Raw genomic sequence first — 18,310 nt, 5'->3', positions numbered from 1 at the left:
TCACGGCATGCCGCCCGCCTCGCCGCTGACCGAGCTGATCAGCCGGTACCTGCCACCGGCCACCGACGCCTGCCCGATCTTCGCCGAGAACTCGCGGTACGAGCCGATCATCGACGGCGTCACCTACTTCACCGAGCTGGCCGATCACATGGCCGCCCTCGGCCCGGACGACGCCGTCTACATCGCCAGCTATCAGGCCGACCCCCAGCTCGACCTGACCGGTCGGGTCGCCGGGGAGGCCGGCTACCGCCCGTTCACCGACGTGCTCGCCGAGAAGGCCGCGGCCGGCACCGACGTGCGGATCGTGCTCAGCGCGGCCGAGTTCTCGGGCGGGGTGCCGTGGCTGCCGGTCGGGCCGTTCCGGGCCAACACCCTGGCCGCGCGGGTGATCCGGGCCTGGAAGCCGTCGACCGTCGACGTGGCCACGCCGCCGCTGGAAGACCGGGTGCTGCTCGACTGGTCGGGCCCGCTGCTGGGCTCCAACCACCAGAAACTCGTGGTGTTCAGCCACGGCGGGGTCCTCACCGCGTACGTCGGCGGTCTTGACCTTTCGCCGAGCCGGTTCGACCACTCGCCGCACCACCGGCTCAAGCTGGGCGAACACCGGTGGGGCTGGCACGACGCGGCGGCCCGCCTGCACGGCCCGGCCGCCGTCCGGGTGCGTGAGACGTTCCAGTTCCGCTGGCAGAACACGGCCGCCCTGCCACCGCGGCCCATCGCGCGCAACCTGCCGCCGGAGTACTTCCACCTGCCCAGCGGCGGGTTCACCTGGCTCAACCCGCAGGATCCACCGCGGGAGGTGCCGCCGGCGCCCGAGCAGCCCGAGCACCCGGCCGAGGGAACCGCGGTGCAGGTCGTGCGCTCCTACCGGCCGTGGTCGCTCTATCGCCACCGGGCCCTGCGCCGGATGCGCCGGGCCAACGTCGTACGGGCGGGAATTCAGGAGATCTACCACTCGATGACCACCGCGATCGGCGCCGCCGAACGCTACATCTACCTCGAGGACCAGTATTTCCACGAGTCGCCGGGCGGCGACCCCAGGTTCCAGCTGTACGGCCAACTGCGCGCAGCCGCCCGCCGGGGCGTCAAGATAATCCTGGTCGGCTCCGGCCGCCGCGACCCGGCCGACGGCGGCGACAGCACCGTCCACCCGGTGATCACGCACGACCTGCGGTGGCGGGTCCTGGCCCGGCTCCCGGTCGCCGCCCGCCGCAACGTGGTCATGTACCGCATCGACAACCTGACCGTCCACACCAAGCTGATGCTGGTCGACGACGTCTTCGCCAGCATCGGCTCAGCCAACTTCTTCAGCCGCTCGATGGTCGGCACCGACAGCGAGATCACCTCGACGTTCGTCACAACCGGTTCCCTCGTACGCGACCTGCGCGTCAAGCTGTGGGCCGAGCACCTGCGCACCCCCGTGACCGACCAGCTCGAACCGGCCCTGGCCGACCTCGACACCGCCCTGGGCATCTGGCGCCGCGAGTGGCTGCCGAAGAACCACCCGCCAGAAACGTGGCGCCGCCCGGGCCTCCCGGAGGGCTTCGCCCCAACCGAGCAGGCCCTGACCCCGGCCCGCTACTCCCCCGCCGTCTGGCGCCGCGAAGCGAGACGCCGCTGAGCGGCGCTCTCTCGGCTTTCGACCGAAACTCTCCCCGCTCGCTCGCCTCCAGGTCCACCGTCCGGCAAGGTCCTGCAGCTCAACCGCCGTCAACTCTTGAGGGATCCGTTCACATCCACATCGAGCGGGGCGACGGCGCCGGGGCCCGGCAATTCGCACACGCTACGTGCAAGCGCCAAGAGACCCGGGGAGCGCGAGTGCCCGGATCTGCCGAGATGAGTCCGGAAACCACCATCCTTGGCGCCTCTGGACTTGAGCCAGCGAAATCGTCGGCAGAGCCTGGCGGACCGTTTGACCAGTACCAGAACGATCACCGCACGATAAATCCACCATCTCGTGCGCGATCTTCGCCAGCTGCCAGTACCGCAGCCGCCGGGTCGCGGTGCTTCCGTCGCCGTAGTTGCCCTTGTTCGTGGCGTCGACGATCGCCCGCCACGTCGAGTCGACGACCGGGAACCAGTTGTCGTCGGCGTGCCCGCCGTTGGCCCACGGCGGCGCGTACCCGAGAATCAGCAGCACCCGGATGTCCCGGAAAGCCCGACGTCGGCCCTCGTGAAGACTTACGGGTCGGCGGCGGTCTCCGCCCCCGCAGGCAGTGCCACCGCCGCCAACCCGGGAACGGCCGCCACGCCGGCCATGATCTGCTCAGGACGCATGACCGGCGATCTCAGCGACGTCAGGCTGTGAACGACGTGCGGCGGCGGGCCAGCAGGAACACCCCGGCTCCGCCGAGCAGCAGCACCGCGCCGAGGCCGCCCACGACGGCCACGTTCGTGCCGGTCATGGGAAGGCCACCATCGTTGTCACCGCCGCCTGCGCCGCCCGGGGCCTCGGTGGTCGGGGCAACCGTCGGGGTGGCCGGGGAGTTGCTCGTCGGGGCGGGGCCCGTGGGCTCCTCCTCGCCCCCGCCGGGCGGAATGGTCGGGGTGGCCGGCGGCGTCGCGGGCGGGGTGACCGGCGGCGTCATGGTCGGGGTGACCGGCGGCGTCGTGGGCGGGGTGGACGCGGCGGGCATGACGACCCGGCCCGAGCTGGAGCTCGGGCCGTTGTGCGGTCTCTCCGGATTCACTTTGACCATCAGGGGCAGGCCTTTGAAGCCCGGGGTCATCTTGTCGCGATCGAGGAACGTCGGGCCCTGCGCGTCGAAGTACTCCTTGGTGAACCAGGTGAAGGTGTACGAGTACGTGGCGCCGGGCTGGGCCTTCGGGTGCACCCGGATCATCTCGCCGCCGAACTTGTACGTACCGCCCGGTTCAATCTCGTTCGGCGGCTCGCAAATGGCCTGCTCGCCGCTGGCCGGAGGCCGGTCGGGGGGAATGTTATCGGTGTACCGGCAGGTGTGATAGGCCCCGGCGAACCAGAGACCCTCCGTCTTGACGTAGAGGACCACACGCAGCGGCTTGTCGCTGTCGTTGCGGACCTCCATCGTCTCGTGGATCCGCTCGTCCGGCACGCCCTGGAAGATCTGCTGAGGCGGCCCGGCCACCAGGAAAGCGCTGGGATTGTCGGGCTCGGCGGCGGAGGCGGGCGCCGGCACGAACGCGGCGCCGATGGCGGCAGCCGAGGCCAGGCCAAGAAGGCGGCGAACGGTTGTCACGGTGGAACGGCTCCTTAGATCGACTTCGAGCACCGGAGGTTACCGGCGTGCGGGAACTCCCGCTGCCCCGATCAGCTAGGCGCCGGCCGCCCGCGAGGTCCCCTCCTGGGACAACGCGCTCGTGCTGCGCCGCGACCAGATAGCGGACGGTCACCGACACCGGGTCGGTGGTCAGGTCGTTCACCTGTGTCAGCACCGGAGATCGTGAACGGGCGGTGGCTGGCGGCCGACCCGGCGCTGGAACGCATCGCCAGCAGCTGAAGCCGGCCCCTGCCGCAGCCGGCCCAGGGGCACGGATCTGCCGAGATCTCGTAACCTCTCAGAGCGGAAGTCGCCGCTGGGTATTTCCCTCGCTCAGGTCGGGCGTGGTTCGCAGTGTGGAACCGTGGAGATGACAATCACACGGAGGCGGGTCGGCGCTGGTCGGCCGACCGCACTGCGCCGACGCTACTGGTGCCGATTGACCCGGCGACGGGATGGACACGGGCGAATGTCGATGAAGTCCTCGATTGGGCAAAGAATCTGCCGCGGTGAGATTGCCGGATGAAGTTCCTGCACATCCTGATCTGCCGCATACAAGGCGCGCGCCGGGCTACCGGACTCGAACCGGCTCATACCTCGCGGTCGGCAGCACAGAAGTGCTGGCACGGAATTTCCCACCCGCCTTTGCCCAGCGCGCCGCGCCAGATTACATGCCGGCCAGCGCCGCTGCCCGGGAGCGTTCTGGACGTGCGCTCTCATGCCGCTGATGGTGCGCGGCGTGCAGCTCGGTCGAATTTGATCTGCCGAGGAAGCTGTCGACCGTGGCAGCGACAGACAAGCACCACAGAGTCGTCGGTCAGGAGCCGCGGAAGGATTCGGCGTAGCGCCGCCGCATGTTGCGCGACCCGCTTGAACGCCAGCTTTAGGTTCGGTGCGCTCCCTACTTCCCGCAGGCTGCCGGGCCTTTACCCGGCCATCCTCCTCATCCCGAGCTCCAGCTCGTTGGCGCATCTGCGGGGGAACACCGCCGCCGCCGAGCTGACTTTGACTTGGATCGGGGTGGACGAACTCACCGCCCTCGCGGGGTGACGACTTCGGCGGTCGTGGTTCAGGTGGCGTACCGCTCGACGAGCATTTTGCCGATCGAGGTCAGGTGGTCCCGTACGGCCGGCGGGCCCGTCACGTCGATCCACTCGACCAGGCCGGCCAGCTCGCCGGCGAGGATGGCTTCGTCGTTGCCGCGGATCACGACCTCGATGCGGCCGTCGGTGGTGGACCCTCCGACCACGAGCCGATCGCCGAAACCCATCCGGAGCACGCCTATCCCCTGGGGCGCGCACACCGCCCGGGCCTCGACGGGTGTCCGCCTTCGTTCGACCTCGTCCGCGATGGCGCGCCAGCTCTCGGCGAGGTCGAAGTCCCCGGGGCGGTGCACGGGGTCGCCGGTCGGGTCGGCTGACGACACGCGGTCGATCCGGAAGGTGCGCCGACCGGCCTCGGTGTGGGAGACGAGGTACCACGACGGGCCCTTGGCGACGATGCCGAGCGGGTGGACGGTCCGCTCGGTCTCGTGGCGGTCGCGGTCGACGTAGCCGAGCCGGACCTGGACGCCGCGGATCACCGCGTCCTGGAGTTCGTCGAGGAAGCGGGGAGGCCGGGGCTCGACCCGGCTCGACCCCCATCGTTGCGGGTCCGTGACGAGCGATGCCGCCGCCGCCTCGGCCTGCGCCCGGAAGGGTTCCGGCAGGGCGTGGACGAGCTTGCGCAGCGCCGTTCTCACGGCCGGCGTCGCGGCCGAGGCCGGACCGGCCACCAGGAACAGGGCGCGCACCTCCCCCGCGGTCAACCCGGACAGGTCGGTGCGGGCGCCGCCCATGAGGCGCCAGCCGCCGCCCCGGCCCTGCCGGGAGTACACCGGCACCCCGGCCATGCCCAGGGCATCGAGGTCGCGGCGCGCGGTGCGCTCGGAGATCTCCAGCTCCCGGGCGACCTCCGCCGCGGTCACCTGCTCGCGACGTTGCAGCAGCAGGAGGACGGCCATCAACCGGTCAGCTCGCACTCCGGCCACTCTTCTCCGGAAACAGGTCAGGAGGTGACCGGTTCCGGTCGGCACGATGCCGGCATGACGATCGATTTTCCCGAGCCCACCCGCATTCCGGTCAACGGGGTGGAACTCGAAGTCTTCGAAGCCGGCCGGCAGAACGCGGGGAACCCCGTCGTGCTCTGTCACGGCTGGCCGGAGCACGCCTTCTCGTGGCGTCACCAGATGCCGGCCCTCGCGGCCGCGGGCTACCACGTCATCGTGCCGAACCAGCGGGGCTACGGCGGCTCGTCCCGCCCGGCCGCAGTAACCGACTACGACATCGCCCACCTGTCGGGGGACCTCGTCGCGCTGCTCGACCACTTCGGATACGACGATGCCACCTTCGTCGGCCATGACTGGGGCGCGTTCGTCGTCTGGGGCCTGACCCTGCTGCACCCGGACCGGGTCAACGGCGTGGTGGCGCTGAGCGTGCCCTACCAGGAGCGCGGAGAGATGCCCTGGATCGAGTTCATGGAGGCCGTGCTCGGCCGCGACTTCTACTTCGTCCACTTCAACCGGCAGCCCGGCGTCGCGGACGCCGTGTTCGAGGAGAACACCTTCCGGTTCCTTCGGAACCTGTACCGGAGGAACGTGCCTCAGCCGGGCAATGCGTTGATCAACCTCGCCCGGGCGGAAACCCCGCCCGGTGACCCCGTCATGAGCGACAGCGAGCTGGCCGTCTTCGTCGCCGCCTTCGCATCGTCAGGGTTCACAGGCGGCATCAACTGGTACCGGAACCTGGACCGCAACTGGCACCTGCTGGCGGACGTGGACCCGATCATCCGGCAGCCCACCCTCATGATCTACGGCGACCGCGACACGGTCGCGAGGGCGGAAAGGCTGACGGCCTTCGTGCCGAACGCGGAGGTGGTCGATCTGGACTGCGGTCACTGGATCCAACAGGAGAAACCGGAGGAAACGACCGAGGCGATCCTGCGGTGGCTGGATCAGCGGGGCGCTGATCCAGCCTCCGGTCCCGCCCTCGAGGCTGGGCGACGTGCGCGCCGGGTCAGGGGGCGATGACCAGCTCGGTGATGAGGTCGCCGGCGAGGGTGAAGCGGTAGTTCAGGTCGACGACACCGCCCGGGAAGTTGCCCTCCAGGTGGTTGGTGGCCACCCAGTGGCTGTCGTCGACGCGCTGGGCGCCGGTCAGTTCGGTCGTGTATGTGTATTGCGTACCGGCTTTGCCCAGGAAGCCGTGGATCTCGTCGGCGCCGCGGAAGGTGTAGCCCTCGTCGACGACCACGGCGTCCGGGGCGAACGCCCGCAGGGCGGCCTCGGTGTCGCCGGCCGTGTGCGCGGTGAGGTAGTCGCGGATGACGGTGGGCAGCTGCGCGATCGGAATCGATGTCATGCCTGGAGCGTGCGGGCTCCCTCGACGACCAGGTCAACCACGGGACTCTCCCCCGGGGGGAGGGTGCACACTTCAGGCATGCTGGCGATCGGCGAGTTCTCCCGGATGACCCACCTGAGCGTGCGTACGCTGCGCCGCTACCACGAGGCCGGGCTGCTCGAACCGGCGACCGTCGACCCCGCGACCGGCTACCGCTACTACAGCGCCGAGCAGATACCGGCCGCCCAGATCATCCACCGGCTGCGCGAGCTCGACGTGCCGCTGCCCGAGGTCAAGCGCATCCTGGGTTCGCCCGATCCCGGCGCGAGGGGCGCGCTCGTGGCCAACCACCTGCGCCGGCTCGAGGCGGAGCTGGACCGCACCCGGGCCGCCGTGGCGTCGCTGCGCCGGCTGCTGCAGCCGGAACCGGCCCCGCTCGCCGTCGAGCTGCGGGCGGTGCCGGCCACCACGGTGGCCGCGATCGAGGACGACGTCGACGTCGACCACGTGATCGCCTGGTACGCCGGGGCCATGGCCGAGCTGGACGCCCTGGTCGGCGAGGCGCCCGGCGCCCCGGGCGGGCTGTACGACAACGCGCTGTTCGAGCAGGGCCGCGGGCACGTGCTCGTCTACCGGCCGGCCCCGGAGCCACCGCGCGGCGGCCGGGTTCGTCCGGTGACCCTGCCCGCGGTGGAACTGGCCACCACCACGCACGCCGGAGAGCACGACGACATCGAGGTCACCTACGGCGAGCTCGGCGCCTGGGTGGTGGCCAACGCGCTGGCGGTGGTCGGGCCGGTCCGCGAGCACTACCTGGTCGGGCCCCGCGACACACCCGACCCGGCCCGATGGCGTACGGAAATAGGTTGGCCCGTCTTCGGGGTCGCCGCGCTTTAACCGATATCGATCTTCGCGCCGCGGGCGTAGCGTCCGCCCCATGACAGCTTTGACAGGTAAGCGTCAATGGGTCGCGGCCGCCGGCACGGCGCTGGTCATGGTCGCGGGGACCATGACCCCCGCCTACGCGAGCGGCGGCGGCGCACCCTCTCCCGGCGCGGCCGGGATCGGCGACCGTCTGTACCCGTTGCTGGGCAACGGCGGCTACGACGTCCAGAACTACGACCTGAGCCTCAAGTATCCGGCCAAGGATCCGAAGCAGACCATCACCGGCGACGTCACGATCACGGCCCGGGCCACGCAGGCGCTGTCCCGGTTCGACCTGGACTTCGGCGGCGGAGCGGTGGCCGCCGTGAGCGTCGACGGTCATCGGGCGGCTTTCACCCGTACGGGGGAAGAGCTCGTCATCACGCCCAAGCGCGCGCTGGCCAAGAACAAGAAGTTCCGCGTCACGGTCAGCGGCTTCACCGCCACCCCGGTCGCGGCCAACGCCGACTCGCCGGTCGGCTTCGTGAGCACGCCCGACGGCACCGTGCTGGCCGGGCAGCCCGACACGTCGCACCTGCTCTTCCCGAGCAACGACCACCCGCGCGACAAGGCCACCTATACGATCACGCTGACCGCGCCGGTCGGCTGGACCGCCGTCGCCAACGGGCGCCACCTGCGGGACAAGGTCCGCGGCGGGTACGTGTCGTCGACCTACCGCGAGTCGGAGCCCATGGCCAGCGAGCTCGTGCAGGTCGCGGTGGGTGACTTCCTCGTGCACCGCCGCGCGCCGGTCAACGGCGTGCCGATCCGCGACGTCGTGCCCCGCCGGCTCGCCGCCACGCTGCTGCCCAAGGCCGAGGTGGAGCGGGCCCAGCTGGCCTGGATGGAGCGCAAGGTCGGGAAGTACCCGCTCGAGAACTACGGCTCCCTGATCATCGACGCCGACCTCGGCTTCGCCCTCGAGACCCAGACCCTTTCCCTGTACGACACCGGCCTGTTCAGCCTGCCGTCGTACGTCCTCGATCCGATCATGAACCACGAGCTGGCCCACCAGTGGTTCGGCGACAGCGTGGCCCCGTACGAGTGGAGCGACGTCTGGCAGAACGAGGGCCACGCCACCTGGTACGAGGTCGTCTACGCGTACGAGACCGGTCAGCTGCAGCAGTACGCCGGCGTGGCCGACCTGGACGCGTACTTCAAGAACGTGTACGCCCGCGGCGACCAGTACCGCTCCCGGTACGGCCCGGTGGCCCGCCCGCTGCGGTCGGACTCCATCTGGGACGTCTTCAACCCGAACGTCTACGACGGTGGCGCGCTGGTGCTGTTCGCCCTGCGGCAGAAGGTCGGCGCCGCGAAGTTCCAGCAGATCGAGCGCGCGTGGGTGGCCAAGTACGAGGGCAAGTCCGCCTCGACGGCCGACTTCGTCGCCCTGGCCTCCCGCGTCTCGGGCCGCGACCTGCGCGGCTTCCTCAACGATTGGCTGTACGGGGTCAAGACCCCAGCCATGCCCGGCCACCCGGACTGGACCGTCCTGCCGGTCGGCACCCCGGCCCCGGCTCCGGCCCTGGCCGCCACCCGCAAGTAACCACCGCGGCCGCCTCGCCCCCAAGGGCGGGGCGGCCCGCTTCTTGAGAAAACCTGCACCTCATCCGCGGCACGATGCCCGGCATGAAGGAGGGCACGATCATCGGCCACGAGGCGGTGGGCGTGGTCGTCGAGGCCGGCTCGGGCGTGCGTAACTTCGCCCCCGGCGACCGGGTCGTCGTCCCGTCGACCATCTCGTGCGGGTACTGCTCCTACTGCCGGGCCGGCTACCAGGCGCAGTGCGACAACGCCAACCCGGGCGGCAAGCTGGCCGGCACCGCGTTCTTCGGCGGGCCCGAGGCGGCCGGCGGCTTCGACGGGCTGCAGGCCGAGTACGCCCGGATCCCGTACTCGAGCACCAGCCTCGTGCCGATCCCGCCCGGCGTCAGCGACGCCCAGGCCATCATGGTCTCCGACATCTTTCCCACGGCCTGGTTCGGCGCCAAGCTGGCCGAGGTCGGCACCGGTGACAGCGTCGCCGTCTTCGGGGCCGGGCCGGTCGGGCAGCTGGCCGTCCTGTCGGCCTACCTGCAGGGCGCGGGCCGGGTGATCGCCGTCGACCACAACGCCGACCGGCTCGCCCTGGCCCAGGCCCAGCACGCCGAGATCGTCAACTTCGACACCGAGGAGCCGGTGGCCGCGATCCAGGAGCTGACCGGCGGCATCGGCGTGGACCGGGTGATCGACGCGGTCGGGGTGGACGCCGAGCGCCCGGCCACCGGCGTCCCGGCCGAGCAGGCCCGCGAGTTCGACACCGAGCAGCGCGAGGCCGCGCCCGAGGGCAACCCCGCCGGAAGCCAGTGGGTGCCCGGCGACGCGCCGAGCCAGGTGTCGCAGTGGGCCGCCGCGGCCGTCGCCAAGGCGGGCACGATCGGGATCATCGGCGTCTATCCGCAGACGATCAGCACCTATCCGATCGGCGTGGTGATGAACAAGAACCTCACCGTCAAGGCCGGCAACTGCAACCACCGCCACTACATGCCCGACCTGCTGCGCCTGGTCGCCGAGGGCGGCGTCGACCCGGCCCTGCTGCTGACCGAGCACGAGCCGATGACCGACGTGATGGCCGCCTACCGCGAGTTCGACCGGCGCGAGCCCGGCTGGATCAAGGTCGCCCTCAACCCGGCCGCCTGAGGAGCCGACCCCACCCTCCAGCCGCATACTGGGGGCGTGGTGCGTGAGAATTTCCGGGAGTATCTGGACCAGTTGCTGCGGGACGGCTACAGCGTGCGGCACGACGCTCACCTGTCCGACCCTGACCTGATCGATCCGGGTGGCAACCCGGTCGAGACGTGGCGCGAGGACTACCCGTACGACGAACGCCTCGACCGCGACGTCTATGAGGAAGAGAAGTATCAGCTGCAGATCGAGCTGCTGAAGTTCCAGAACTGCGCGCAAGAGACGGGCTCCAAGCACGTCATCCTGTTCGAGGGCCGGGACGCCGCGGGCAAGGGCGGCACGATCAAGCGGTTCATGGAACATCTCAACCCGCGGGCGGCCCGGGTGGTCGCCCTGACCAAGCCGACCCACACCGAGCTGGGCCAGTGGTATTTCCACCGGTACGTCGAACGGCTGCCCACCGCGGGCGAGATCGTGCTGTTCGACCGGTCCTGGTACAACCGGGCCGGCGTCGAGCGGGTCATGGGCTTCGTCGACGACCACGACTACGACGTCTTCCTGCGGCAGACCCCGGTGTTCGAGAAGATGCTGATCGAGAGCGGTTTCTCGGTGACCAAGCTGTGGTTCTCGGTCGCCCAGTCGGAGCAGCGGACCCGGTTCGCGATCCGGCAGATCGACCCGGTGCGCCGATGGAAGCTGTCGCCCATGGACCTGGAATCGCTGGACCGCTGGGACGACTACACCACGGCCAAAGAGGCCATGATCGAGCACACCGACACCGACTACGCCCAGTGGACGTCGATCAAGAGCAACGACAAGAAGCGGGCCCGCATCAACGCGATGCGGTTCTTCCTGAACCAGTTCGACTACGACGACAAGGACACGTCGGTGGTCTACCCGGCCGATCCGCTGATCGTTCAGCGCGGCCGGGACTCGATCAAGGACTGACCGGCGCGTCCGACACCACGTGGATGATGTGGACCGGCTCGGTGGCCGGTCCCAGCCGTACGAAGTTGTGCTGCCCCCAGTTCCAGTGCTCGCCGGTGACCAGGTCGTGGGCCACGAAACCGCTGTCCCAGCCCAGGCCCAGGTCCGGCAGGTTCAGGTGGATCCACGTGTCCCGCGTGTGGTCGGGTTCGAGGTTGGCCACCACGACGATGACGTCGTCACGGTCGTACACGCGGCGCAGTTTCGAGAAGACCAGCACGTTGTCGTCGTCGGCGTGGTGGAAGCGCAGGTTGCGCAGCCAGTGCAGGGCGGGGTGGGCGCGCCGGATCTCGTTGAGCTTTCGGAGGTACGGCGTCAGCGTGGCGCCTTCGTCCAGCTCGGCCCAGCGCCGGTTCTTGTACTCGTACTTCTCGTTGTCGATCTGCTCCTCGGCGCCGGGCCGGGCCACGTGTTCCATCAGCTCGTACCCGGCGTAGATGCCGTAGCTGGGGGTCAGCGTCGCCGACAGGGCCGCCCGCATCTTCCACGCCTCGGGCCCGCCGCGCTGCATGAACGGCGTGAGGATGTCGTGCGTGGTCGGCCAGAAATTGGGCCGCATGTACGCGGCGGCCGGGCCGGCCAGCTCCGCGCAGTACTCGGTGAGCTCGTGCTTGGTGTGACGCCAGGCGTAGTACGTGTACGACTGCTGGAAGCCCACCTTGGCCAGCGTGTGCATCATCGGCGGCCGGGTGAACGCCTCGGCGAGCCACACGACGTCCGGGTGGTCGGCGGCCACGTCGGCGATCAGGCGTTCCCACAGCCACAGCGGCTTGGTGTGCGGGTTGTCGACGCGGAAGATGGTCACACCGTGGTCCAGCCAGACCCGCACGATCCGCAGAATCTCGGCGTACAGGCCCTCGGGGTCGATGTCGAAGTTCAGCGGATAGATGTCCTGGTACTTCTTGGGCGGGTTCTCGGCGTACGCGATGGAACCGTCGGCCCGGGTGATGAACCATTCCGGGTGGGCGGCCACCCACGGGTGGTCGGGCGCGCAGTTGAGGGCCAGGTCGAGCGCCACCTCCAGCCCGAGCCCGCGGGCGTGGCCCACGAAGGCGTCGAAGTCGTCGAACGTGCCGAGGTCGGGATGGATGGCGTCGTGGCCCCCGTCGGCCGACCCGATCGCGTACGGGGAACCGGGGTCGGCCGGCTCGGCGACCAGCGAGTTGTTGCGGCCCTTGCGGTTGACCCGGCCGATCGGGTGGATCGGGGTCAGATAGACGACGTCGAAGCCCATCGCGGCGACAGCGTCCAGCCGTTCGGCCGCGGTGGCCAGGGTGCCGCTGTGCCAGCGGCCGGCGTTCTCGTCGTACCAGGCACCCTCGGAGCGCGGGAAGATCTCGTACCACGCCCCGTAGAGCGCCCTTTCCCGCTCGACCAGCCAGGGATGTTCAGGCGACGCGCTGACGAAGTCGCGCAGCGGCCGGGCGCCCATCTCGGCCCGCACCTCGGCGCTCACGCCGGCGCTCAGCCGGGCCTCCGGCGGCAGACCGGTGTTCCGCAGCCCGTCGATGGCGCCGGTCAGCACCTCGGTCTGTTCCTTGCCCCGCGGCGCCTCGGCCACCGCCCGTTCGAAGAGCCGGGCCCCCTCCTCGAGCATCAGGTCGACGTCGACGCCCGCGCCGACCTTGATGACGGCGTCGTGGAACCAGGTGCCGTACGGGTCGGACCACCCCTCCACCCGGTACGACCAGGCGCCGGGCCGGTCGGCGCTGACCGTGGCGACCCAGGCGTCCAGCCCGGCATTGACCCGGGTCATCGCCACGGGGTGCTCGTTCCCGTCGGGGTCGGTGAGCACAACCGTCGCGTTGACTGCGTCGTGCCCCTCGCGGAACACGGTGGCCGTGACGTCGAACTCCTCGCCGGTGACCGACTTGGCCGGCCGTTCCCGGTGCTCGACAACCGGCCCGACCCCGACCACGGGGATCCGGCCGATCGAGTGGCGGACGGCTTCGGTCATCGGGACACCTCGCAGCTCGTCGTGTGTGTCCCACCTCATGTTCCCGCCGCGCCCGCCGGCGACACCTGATCAGAACGGGCTGATCCGCAGCGTGACGATCTCGAAGGGACGCAGGTCGAGCTCGATGCTGTCCCGGGACTGCCAGGTACGCCCGCCGAGATCACGCTCGAGCAGGTCGGTCGCCCGCGCGGTGGTGAAGCCGAAGCCCGGCTCGACGGTCGTCCGGGTGCGGGCGCCGGCCGCCTCGTACAGCCGGACGATCAGGTCGCCCGAGCGGTCCTCGGCCAGCTTGACCGCCTCCACCAGCACCGATTCAGCCGAGACGGCGACCACGGGTTCCACGCTGTGCCCGGCGTCGTCGAGCGTGCGGGCCGGCAGGTTGATCCGGTAGCCGGCCGCGACCGCATCGAGGACGCCGGGCGCGACGCCGAGGGCGGTCCGCAGCACGTGCAGGCCCTGGTCGGCCTGCGGGTCGGGATACTTCGGGCCGCGCAGCAGCGACTCGCGGACCAGCGTGGTGGTTCCGCCGTCGGCCCGGACGGCCCGGGTGATGTCGTGGCCGTAGGTGGACCCGTTGGCCACCACCGCGCCGAAGTCCCCCTCCCCCACGTGCACCCAGCGGTGGGCCACAGTCTCGAAGCGGGCGTGGTCCCACGAGGTGTTGACGTAGGTCGGGCGCCGGACGTGCCCGAACTGGATCTCCGAGGCGGCCTGGTCGGCCCGCAGGTCGAGGGGGAAGGCCAGCTTGAGGAGCTTCTCCTGCTCGTGCCAGTCGACGGTCGTCTCGATCTGCAGCTCGCTGTCGTCGCCGGCCAGCCAGTACCGCTGGACGATCGACGACTTGCCGTAAGTGTGGTTCACCACCAGCGAGTCGCCGGCGATCTCGACCGCCTCCGGGGTGCGCAGTTCGGTCATCGACCGCCGGTAGGAACGGTCGATGTCCCAGGCCTCGAACATGGCCGGCGTGTCACGGAAGATCTGCAGCACCGAGGCCGCCGCACCCGGTGCGATCAGCTGCCGCCCGGTCCGCCGATCGACAAAAGAGCTAATTGCGCCGTACGCATCAAAGCCCGCGACAACGTGCTCGTTGCTCAGCTCGTACCCGTCGCCGGACCGGACGGGCGCCACCGCCGGGCTCACCACCGCCGAACCTGCACCCAGCGCCGCAACCGAGCCGGCCGGCACCGGAGCCGCGTTGAACACGATCCGCTTGCTGCCGTGCCCGGCCAGAGCCCGTTGCGCGGCCCCGATGAGCTCCTCGAGCCGGGTCGCGATCCGCCGGTAGTCCTCCTCGGCCTCGTCGTGCACCCAGGCGATGGCCGAGCCGGGCAGGATGTCGTGGAACTGCAGCAGGAGGACCGTCTGCCAGATCGATTCCAGTTCCTCGTACGGATAATCGATCAGCCCCCGCACGGCCGCGGTCGCGTTCCACAGCTCGGCCTCGCGCAGCAGATGCTCGCTGCGCCGGTTGCCCTGTTTGGTGCGGGCCTGGCTGGTGTACGTGCCGCGGTGGCCCTCGAGATACATCTCGCCGTACCAGACGGCCGGCTCGGGCAGGGTCCGCTTGGCCTCGTCGAAGAATTGCGCCGGGGAGCCCAGCGTGACGCGGGGAGCACCCTCCAGGTCGCGGTTGCGGTGGGCCGCCGCCAGCATCTCCGGGGTGGGGCCGCCGCCGCCGTCCGACCACCCGAACAGGGTCAGCGACACGTTCGAGGCGCCGCGCTCGGCGTACTGCCGCTCGGCCTTGGCCAGATCGCCGGGGCCGAGGTCGGAGCCGTACGTGTCGTTGGGCGGGAAGTGCGTGAAGATGCGGCTGCCGTCGAGCCCTTCCCACAGGAAGGTGTGGTGCGGCATCCGGTTGGTGTCGTTCCACGAGAGCTTCTGGGTCAGGAAGCTGTTCGCGCCGGCGCCCCGGGCGATCTGCGGCAGCGCCGCGGTGAAGCCGAACGAGTCGGGCAGCCAGGCCTCGCGCGAGACGACGCCGAACTCGCGGTAGAAGAAGTTCTGCCCGAGCAGGAACTGCCGGACGAGAGCTTCCCCGCCGGGCATGTTGGTGTCGCTCTCGACCCACATGCCGCCGACCGGGATGAACCGTCCTTCCTGGACCCGGGCCCGGATCCGCTCGAACAGCGCCGGATAGAACTGCTTGACCCAGTCGAACTGCTGAGCGCTGGAGGCCGCGAAGACAAAGCCGGGGTCGGCGTCCATCAGGGTCAGAACGTTCGAGAACGTCCGCGCGGCCTTGCGGACCGTCTCGCGGGTCGGCCACAGCCAGGCCGAGTCGAGGTGTGCGTGCCCGACGGCGACGATCGAGTGCGCACTGGGATGGGCGGGCGAGGCCAGCACCGTACGCAGCTCACCGGCGGCAGCCGCGACCGTGTTCCCGATGTCGTCGGGATCGAGGACGTCACACATCCGCTCGAGCGCGTGCCGGATCGCGGCCCGCCGGGGCGAGGCGGCGTCGAGCTCGCGCATCAGTCCCATCAGGGCTGCGGCGTCGCGCAACAGCCCGTCCACCGCGAGATCGCGCTCGACCAAGGCGATCCGGCGCAGCGTGTAGATAGGTTCGGTGCCCGCGGTCGCCTTGTCGCCCAGGTGGGTCACGTCCGCACGACGGGGCGAGGCGAAGCCGGACGGCAGCGGCGCGCCGCCGGCCGCCGGGGCCAGGGTCGTCGCGAAGAAGTGCTCGAGCATGTTCGGGTTCGACGCCGCCTCGACGTAGAAGTCGACCTCCGCGTCGCCGGCCGGGTCGAGGTCGACCACGTGGTTGAACGGCTCGATGCCCTTGACGATCGAACCGTCGGGCCGGTACGCCAGCCCCTCCGCCTGGAAGGCCGGCAGCAGCCCGCTGAACCCCAGATCGACCAGCAGCTGGACGGCCGTGCCGGGGCTGCCCCAACCCGGGGGCACCTCGCCGGTGATGTGGAACCACGTCGTACCCCAGGGTTTGCTCCACCCCTGCCCGGCCGCGAACGGCTCGAAGGACTGGGCCACCGCCTCGGCGAACGGGACCGGCTCGCCGGGCGCCTCCCACGCCGTCACCGTCAGCGGCGAGATCCGCCGGTACAGGCGCGGCCCCAGCTGGTTGCTCAGAACATTGCCGATGCGCAGCAGCGCCTGGCCGTCGTTGTCATGCATGGCCGGAACGGTAACACGAAAAGTTCCACATGGAACTTTTGCGTTTCACTAGGCTGTGACCATGACTTCGCCGGTGTCGGGCACGGGTTCGCGGGGGCGCTACCCCAAGGGGATCCAGCGCCGTCAGCAGATCCTCGACCGCGCCGTCGAGGTCTACGCCGACCTCGGCTTCGAGGGCACCTCGCTGCGGGCGATCGGGGAGGCCATCGGGGTCAGCCACGCCGCGCTCCGGCGCTACTTCGAGACCCGAGAGGAGCTTTTCCTCGAAGTGCTGCGCGAGAAGGACCGCCAAGCCCTGGAAGAGGCGCACGAGGCCGGCCACGATCGGGCGCCCGGCTTCGCGGCCATGGCCGTCCACTACGCGCAGCAGGCGCCCGGGCTCATGGCGCTGCGGCACAGCATGGTCGCCCGTGCCCTCGAGCCGGGCAACGAGCACTCGCGCGAGTTCTTCCGCGAGCGCTACCGGTCGCTGCGCAAGCAGGCGCTGACCCTGCTGGAGTTCGCGCGGGAGCAGGGCACGGTGCGCGCCGACATCCCGCTCGAGACGGCGGCCGCCCTGCTGATCGCCGCGCTGGACGGCCTGTCCACGCAGTGGCTGCTCGACCCCGAGGCGGACATGCGGGCCGGCATGGCCCTGCTCGAAAGCCTGCTCGCGCCGGCCTCGTAAACAAAAAGTTCCACTCGGAACAATTCGGTGTTACGGTTCGCTCACGCGGCCGTCATCGCCGCATTCCCTCAGCTCAGAGGACTCTGACGTGGACGAACAGTCTGTTCTGGCGCGCGCCGAAGCACCCGCACGATCCCGGTACGCCGTCGCCGCCATCCCCCTTGCCCTGCTCGGCTGGTCGATCGCCCTGGTGCCGCCGCTGGCCGTCACGATCGCCCTGCGCCTGCGCGAACTCGACGTGGACGGCGCGGCGGCCAACCTCGGCCTCGTGCTCGGCGTGGGCGCCTTCTTCTCGTTCGTCACCAACCCCCTCGCGGGGCGGCTGTCCGACCGCACCATGAGCCGGTTCGGCATGCGCAAGCCGTGGATCTTCAGCGGCGCGGTCATCGGCTACGCCGGGATCGCCGTCATCGCGTACGCGCCGAACGTGCCTGTCGTCCTGCTCGGCTGGAGCGTGGCCCAGATCGGGCTCAACTTCTCGCTCGCCGCCCTGATCGCCCTGCTGCCCGACCAGGTGGAACCCGGCCGGCGCGGACGCGTCGCCTCGTTCATCAGCCTGGCCCAGAACGTCGGCGGCGTCGGCGCCACCTTCCTCGTGCAGCTGTTCCCCATCGGCCCCCTGCAGAGCCTCGTGCCCAGCCTGTTCGGCGTCGTGTTGATGCTCGCGGTGGTCGCGCCGATCAGGGACAAGGTCCGCACCGAGCAGCCCGTCGACCGGCTCGACGTGAAGACGCTGTTCGGGTCGTTCGTGTTCAACCCCCGCCGCTACCCCGACCTGGGCTGGGCCTGGCTGACCCGGTTCTTCCTCAACACCACCCAGTTCACCGCGACCAGCTACCTGACGTACTTCCTGATCGCGGAGTTCGGTGTCAGCGACGACGAGGCGCCGACCATGGTGTTCCAGGCCGTGCTGGTCAACGCGGTCGGCCTGCTGCTGGTCACTCCCGTGCTGGGCTGGCTCTCGGACAAGCTCGGCCGGCGCAAGCCGTTCGTCATCCTCTCCTCGCTGATCGCCACCGTCGGCCTCACCGTCATCGCAATCTCGTCGACGATCCCGGTCATGCTGCTGGGCCAGTTCATCCTCGGAGCGGGCGTGGGCGCCTTCTTCGCCGTCGAGCTCGCGCTCATCGCCGACGTGCTGCCCAGCGAACAGGACGCGGGCAAGGATCTCGGCGTGGCCAACCTCGCCCAGTCGCTGCCGCAGTCGCTCATCCCCATCGCGGCGCCCGGGGTCATCGCCGCCTTCGGCTATCCCGGGTTGTTCCTCGGCGGGGCCTTGTTCGGCATCCTCGGCGCGCTCGGTGTGACCCGCGTCCGCCGGGTTCGCTGAACTGCAGACCGAACGTTCTATTCGCTA

The 18,310-nt window shown here is 70.2% G+C and carries 14 protein-coding genes; 8 read left to right on the top strand and 6 right to left on the bottom strand.

Features of this window, described 5'->3' with window-relative positions:
- Positions 1–7: 7 nt before the first annotated feature.
- A complete protein-coding gene (locus tag OWR29_RS00805; RefSeq protein ID WP_267560264.1) occupies positions 8–1,621 on the top strand; it encodes a phospholipase D-like domain-containing protein in 1,614 nt (537 codons plus the stop codon).
- Between the two features lie 162 nt (positions 1,622–1,783).
- Here the strand turns inward: OWR29_RS00805 and OWR29_RS00800 are convergent, their stop codons facing one another.
- From OWR29_RS00800 to OWR29_RS00790, 3 genes are all read right to left on the bottom strand, one after another.
- The gene (locus tag OWR29_RS00800; RefSeq protein ID WP_267560263.1) at positions 1,784–2,140 is read right to left on the bottom strand and encodes a hypothetical protein; all 357 of its coding nucleotides are present in this window, start codon (positions 2,138–2,140) and stop codon (positions 1,784–1,786) included.
- 157 nt (positions 2,141–2,297) lie between these two features.
- Positions 2,298–3,218 (bottom strand): LPXTG cell wall anchor domain-containing protein, encoded by a 921-nt coding sequence (locus tag OWR29_RS00795; RefSeq protein ID WP_267560262.1) that lies wholly within the window; start codon positions 3,216–3,218, stop codon positions 2,298–2,300.
- A 1,090-nt stretch (positions 3,219–4,308) separates the two neighbouring features.
- Positions 4,309–5,241 carry a helix-turn-helix transcriptional regulator gene (locus OWR29_RS00790; RefSeq protein WP_267560260.1) on the bottom strand — a complete coding sequence of 311 codons (933 nt, stop codon included), beginning with the start codon at positions 5,239–5,241 and terminating at the stop codon, positions 4,309–4,311.
- A gap of 81 nt (positions 5,242–5,322) precedes the next feature.
- Between OWR29_RS00790 and OWR29_RS00785 the strand changes: the two genes are divergently transcribed.
- Positions 5,323–6,306, top strand: a complete 984-nt coding sequence (locus OWR29_RS00785; protein WP_267560259.1) for an alpha/beta fold hydrolase — start codon at positions 5,323–5,325, stop codon at positions 6,304–6,306.
- Here the strand turns inward: OWR29_RS00785 and OWR29_RS00780 are convergent.
- Positions 6,293–6,637, bottom strand: coding sequence for a nuclear transport factor 2 family protein (locus tag OWR29_RS00780; protein ID WP_267560258.1), 345 nt, complete (start codon positions 6,635–6,637; stop codon positions 6,293–6,295). The genes OWR29_RS00785 and OWR29_RS00780 overlap by 14 nt on opposite strands.
- A gap of 78 nt (positions 6,638–6,715) precedes the next feature.
- Here OWR29_RS00780 and OWR29_RS00775 point away from each other — a divergent pair, with 78 nt between their 5' ends.
- From OWR29_RS00775 to ppk2, 4 genes are read left to right on the top strand one after another with little or no spacing between them, the layout of a single operon-like run.
- Positions 6,716–7,513, top strand: a complete 798-nt coding sequence (locus tag OWR29_RS00775) for a MerR family transcriptional regulator (RefSeq protein WP_267560257.1) — start codon at positions 6,716–6,718, stop codon at positions 7,511–7,513.
- A 40-nt stretch (positions 7,514–7,553) separates the two neighbouring features.
- On the top strand, positions 7,554–9,086 hold the full coding sequence (locus tag OWR29_RS00770) for a M1 family metallopeptidase (RefSeq protein WP_267560256.1): 1,533 nt from the start codon (positions 7,554–7,556) through the stop codon (positions 9,084–9,086).
- 53 nt (positions 9,087–9,139) lie between these two features.
- Entirely contained in the window at positions 9,140–10,219 is a 1,080-nt protein-coding gene (locus OWR29_RS00765; RefSeq protein WP_324291216.1) for an alcohol dehydrogenase catalytic domain-containing protein, read from the top strand.
- A gap of 36 nt (positions 10,220–10,255) precedes the next feature.
- The gene (gene ppk2, locus OWR29_RS00760) at positions 10,256–11,152 is read left to right on the top strand and encodes a polyphosphate kinase 2 (protein WP_267560255.1); all 897 of its coding nucleotides are present in this window, start codon (positions 10,256–10,258) and stop codon (positions 11,150–11,152) included.
- On the opposite strand, the gene OWR29_RS00755 is transcribed toward ppk2, so the two are convergent.
- Together OWR29_RS00755 and OWR29_RS00750 are read right to left on the bottom strand one after the other, a co-directional pair.
- Positions 11,142–13,148: an alpha-1,4-glucan--maltose-1-phosphate maltosyltransferase gene (locus tag OWR29_RS00755; RefSeq protein ID WP_267560254.1), complete on the bottom strand. Its 2,007-nt coding sequence runs from the start codon at positions 13,146–13,148 to the stop codon at positions 11,142–11,144. The two genes, ppk2 and OWR29_RS00755, sit on opposite strands and share 11 nt — an antisense overlap.
- A gap of 69 nt (positions 13,149–13,217) precedes the next feature.
- Entirely contained in the window at positions 13,218–16,286 is a 3,069-nt protein-coding gene (locus OWR29_RS00750; protein WP_267560253.1) for an alpha-mannosidase, read from the bottom strand.
- Positions 16,287–16,347: 61 nt separating this feature from the next.
- Between OWR29_RS00750 and OWR29_RS00745 the strand changes: the two genes are divergently transcribed.
- Positions 16,348–16,953: a TetR/AcrR family transcriptional regulator gene (locus tag OWR29_RS00745; protein ID WP_267560252.1), complete on the top strand. Its 606-nt coding sequence runs from the start codon at positions 16,348–16,350 to the stop codon at positions 16,951–16,953.
- Positions 16,954–17,041: 88 nt separating this feature from the next.
- Positions 17,042–18,283, top strand: coding sequence for an MFS transporter (locus tag OWR29_RS00740; protein WP_267560251.1), 1,242 nt, complete (start codon positions 17,042–17,044; stop codon positions 18,281–18,283).
- Positions 18,284–18,310 lie beyond the last annotated feature (27 nt).

It is taken from the genome of Paractinoplanes pyxinae (assembly GCF_026626335.1).
Lineage (GTDB): Bacteria > Actinomycetota > Actinomycetes > Mycobacteriales > Micromonosporaceae > Actinoplanes > Actinoplanes pyxinae.
The sequence above is the reverse complement of the archived record's forward strand: the minus strand, read 5'-3'. Positions and strand labels throughout refer to the sequence as shown.

Excerpts from the sequence above, each read along its gene's own strand:
- OWR29_RS00785 (WP_267560259.1), top strand. The coding sequence starts at position 5,323 with ATGACGATCGATTTTCCCGAGCCCACCCGCATTCCGGTCAACGGGGTG.
- OWR29_RS00755 (WP_267560254.1), bottom strand. The coding sequence starts at position 13,148 with ATGACCGAAGCCGTCCGCCACTCGATCGGCCGGATCCCCGTGGTCGGG.
- OWR29_RS00790 (WP_267560260.1), bottom strand. The coding sequence starts at position 5,241 with ATGGCCGTCCTCCTGCTGCTGCAACGTCGCGAGCAGGTGACCGCGGCG.
- OWR29_RS00775 (WP_267560257.1), top strand. The coding sequence starts at position 6,716 with ATGCTGGCGATCGGCGAGTTCTCCCGGATGACCCACCTGAGCGTGCGT.
- OWR29_RS00805 (WP_267560264.1), top strand. The coding sequence starts at position 8 with ATGCCGCCCGCCTCGCCGCTGACCGAGCTGATCAGCCGGTACCTGCCA.
- OWR29_RS00750 (WP_267560253.1), bottom strand. The coding sequence starts at position 16,286 with ATGCATGACAACGACGGCCAGGCGCTGCTGCGCATCGGCAATGTTCTG.
- OWR29_RS00780 (WP_267560258.1), bottom strand. The coding sequence starts at position 6,637 with ATGACATCGATTCCGATCGCGCAGCTGCCCACCGTCATCCGCGACTAC.
- OWR29_RS00745 (WP_267560252.1), top strand. The coding sequence starts at position 16,348 with ATGACTTCGCCGGTGTCGGGCACGGGTTCGCGGGGGCGCTACCCCAAG.
- OWR29_RS00770 (WP_267560256.1), top strand. The coding sequence starts at position 7,554 with ATGACAGCTTTGACAGGTAAGCGTCAATGGGTCGCGGCCGCCGGCACG.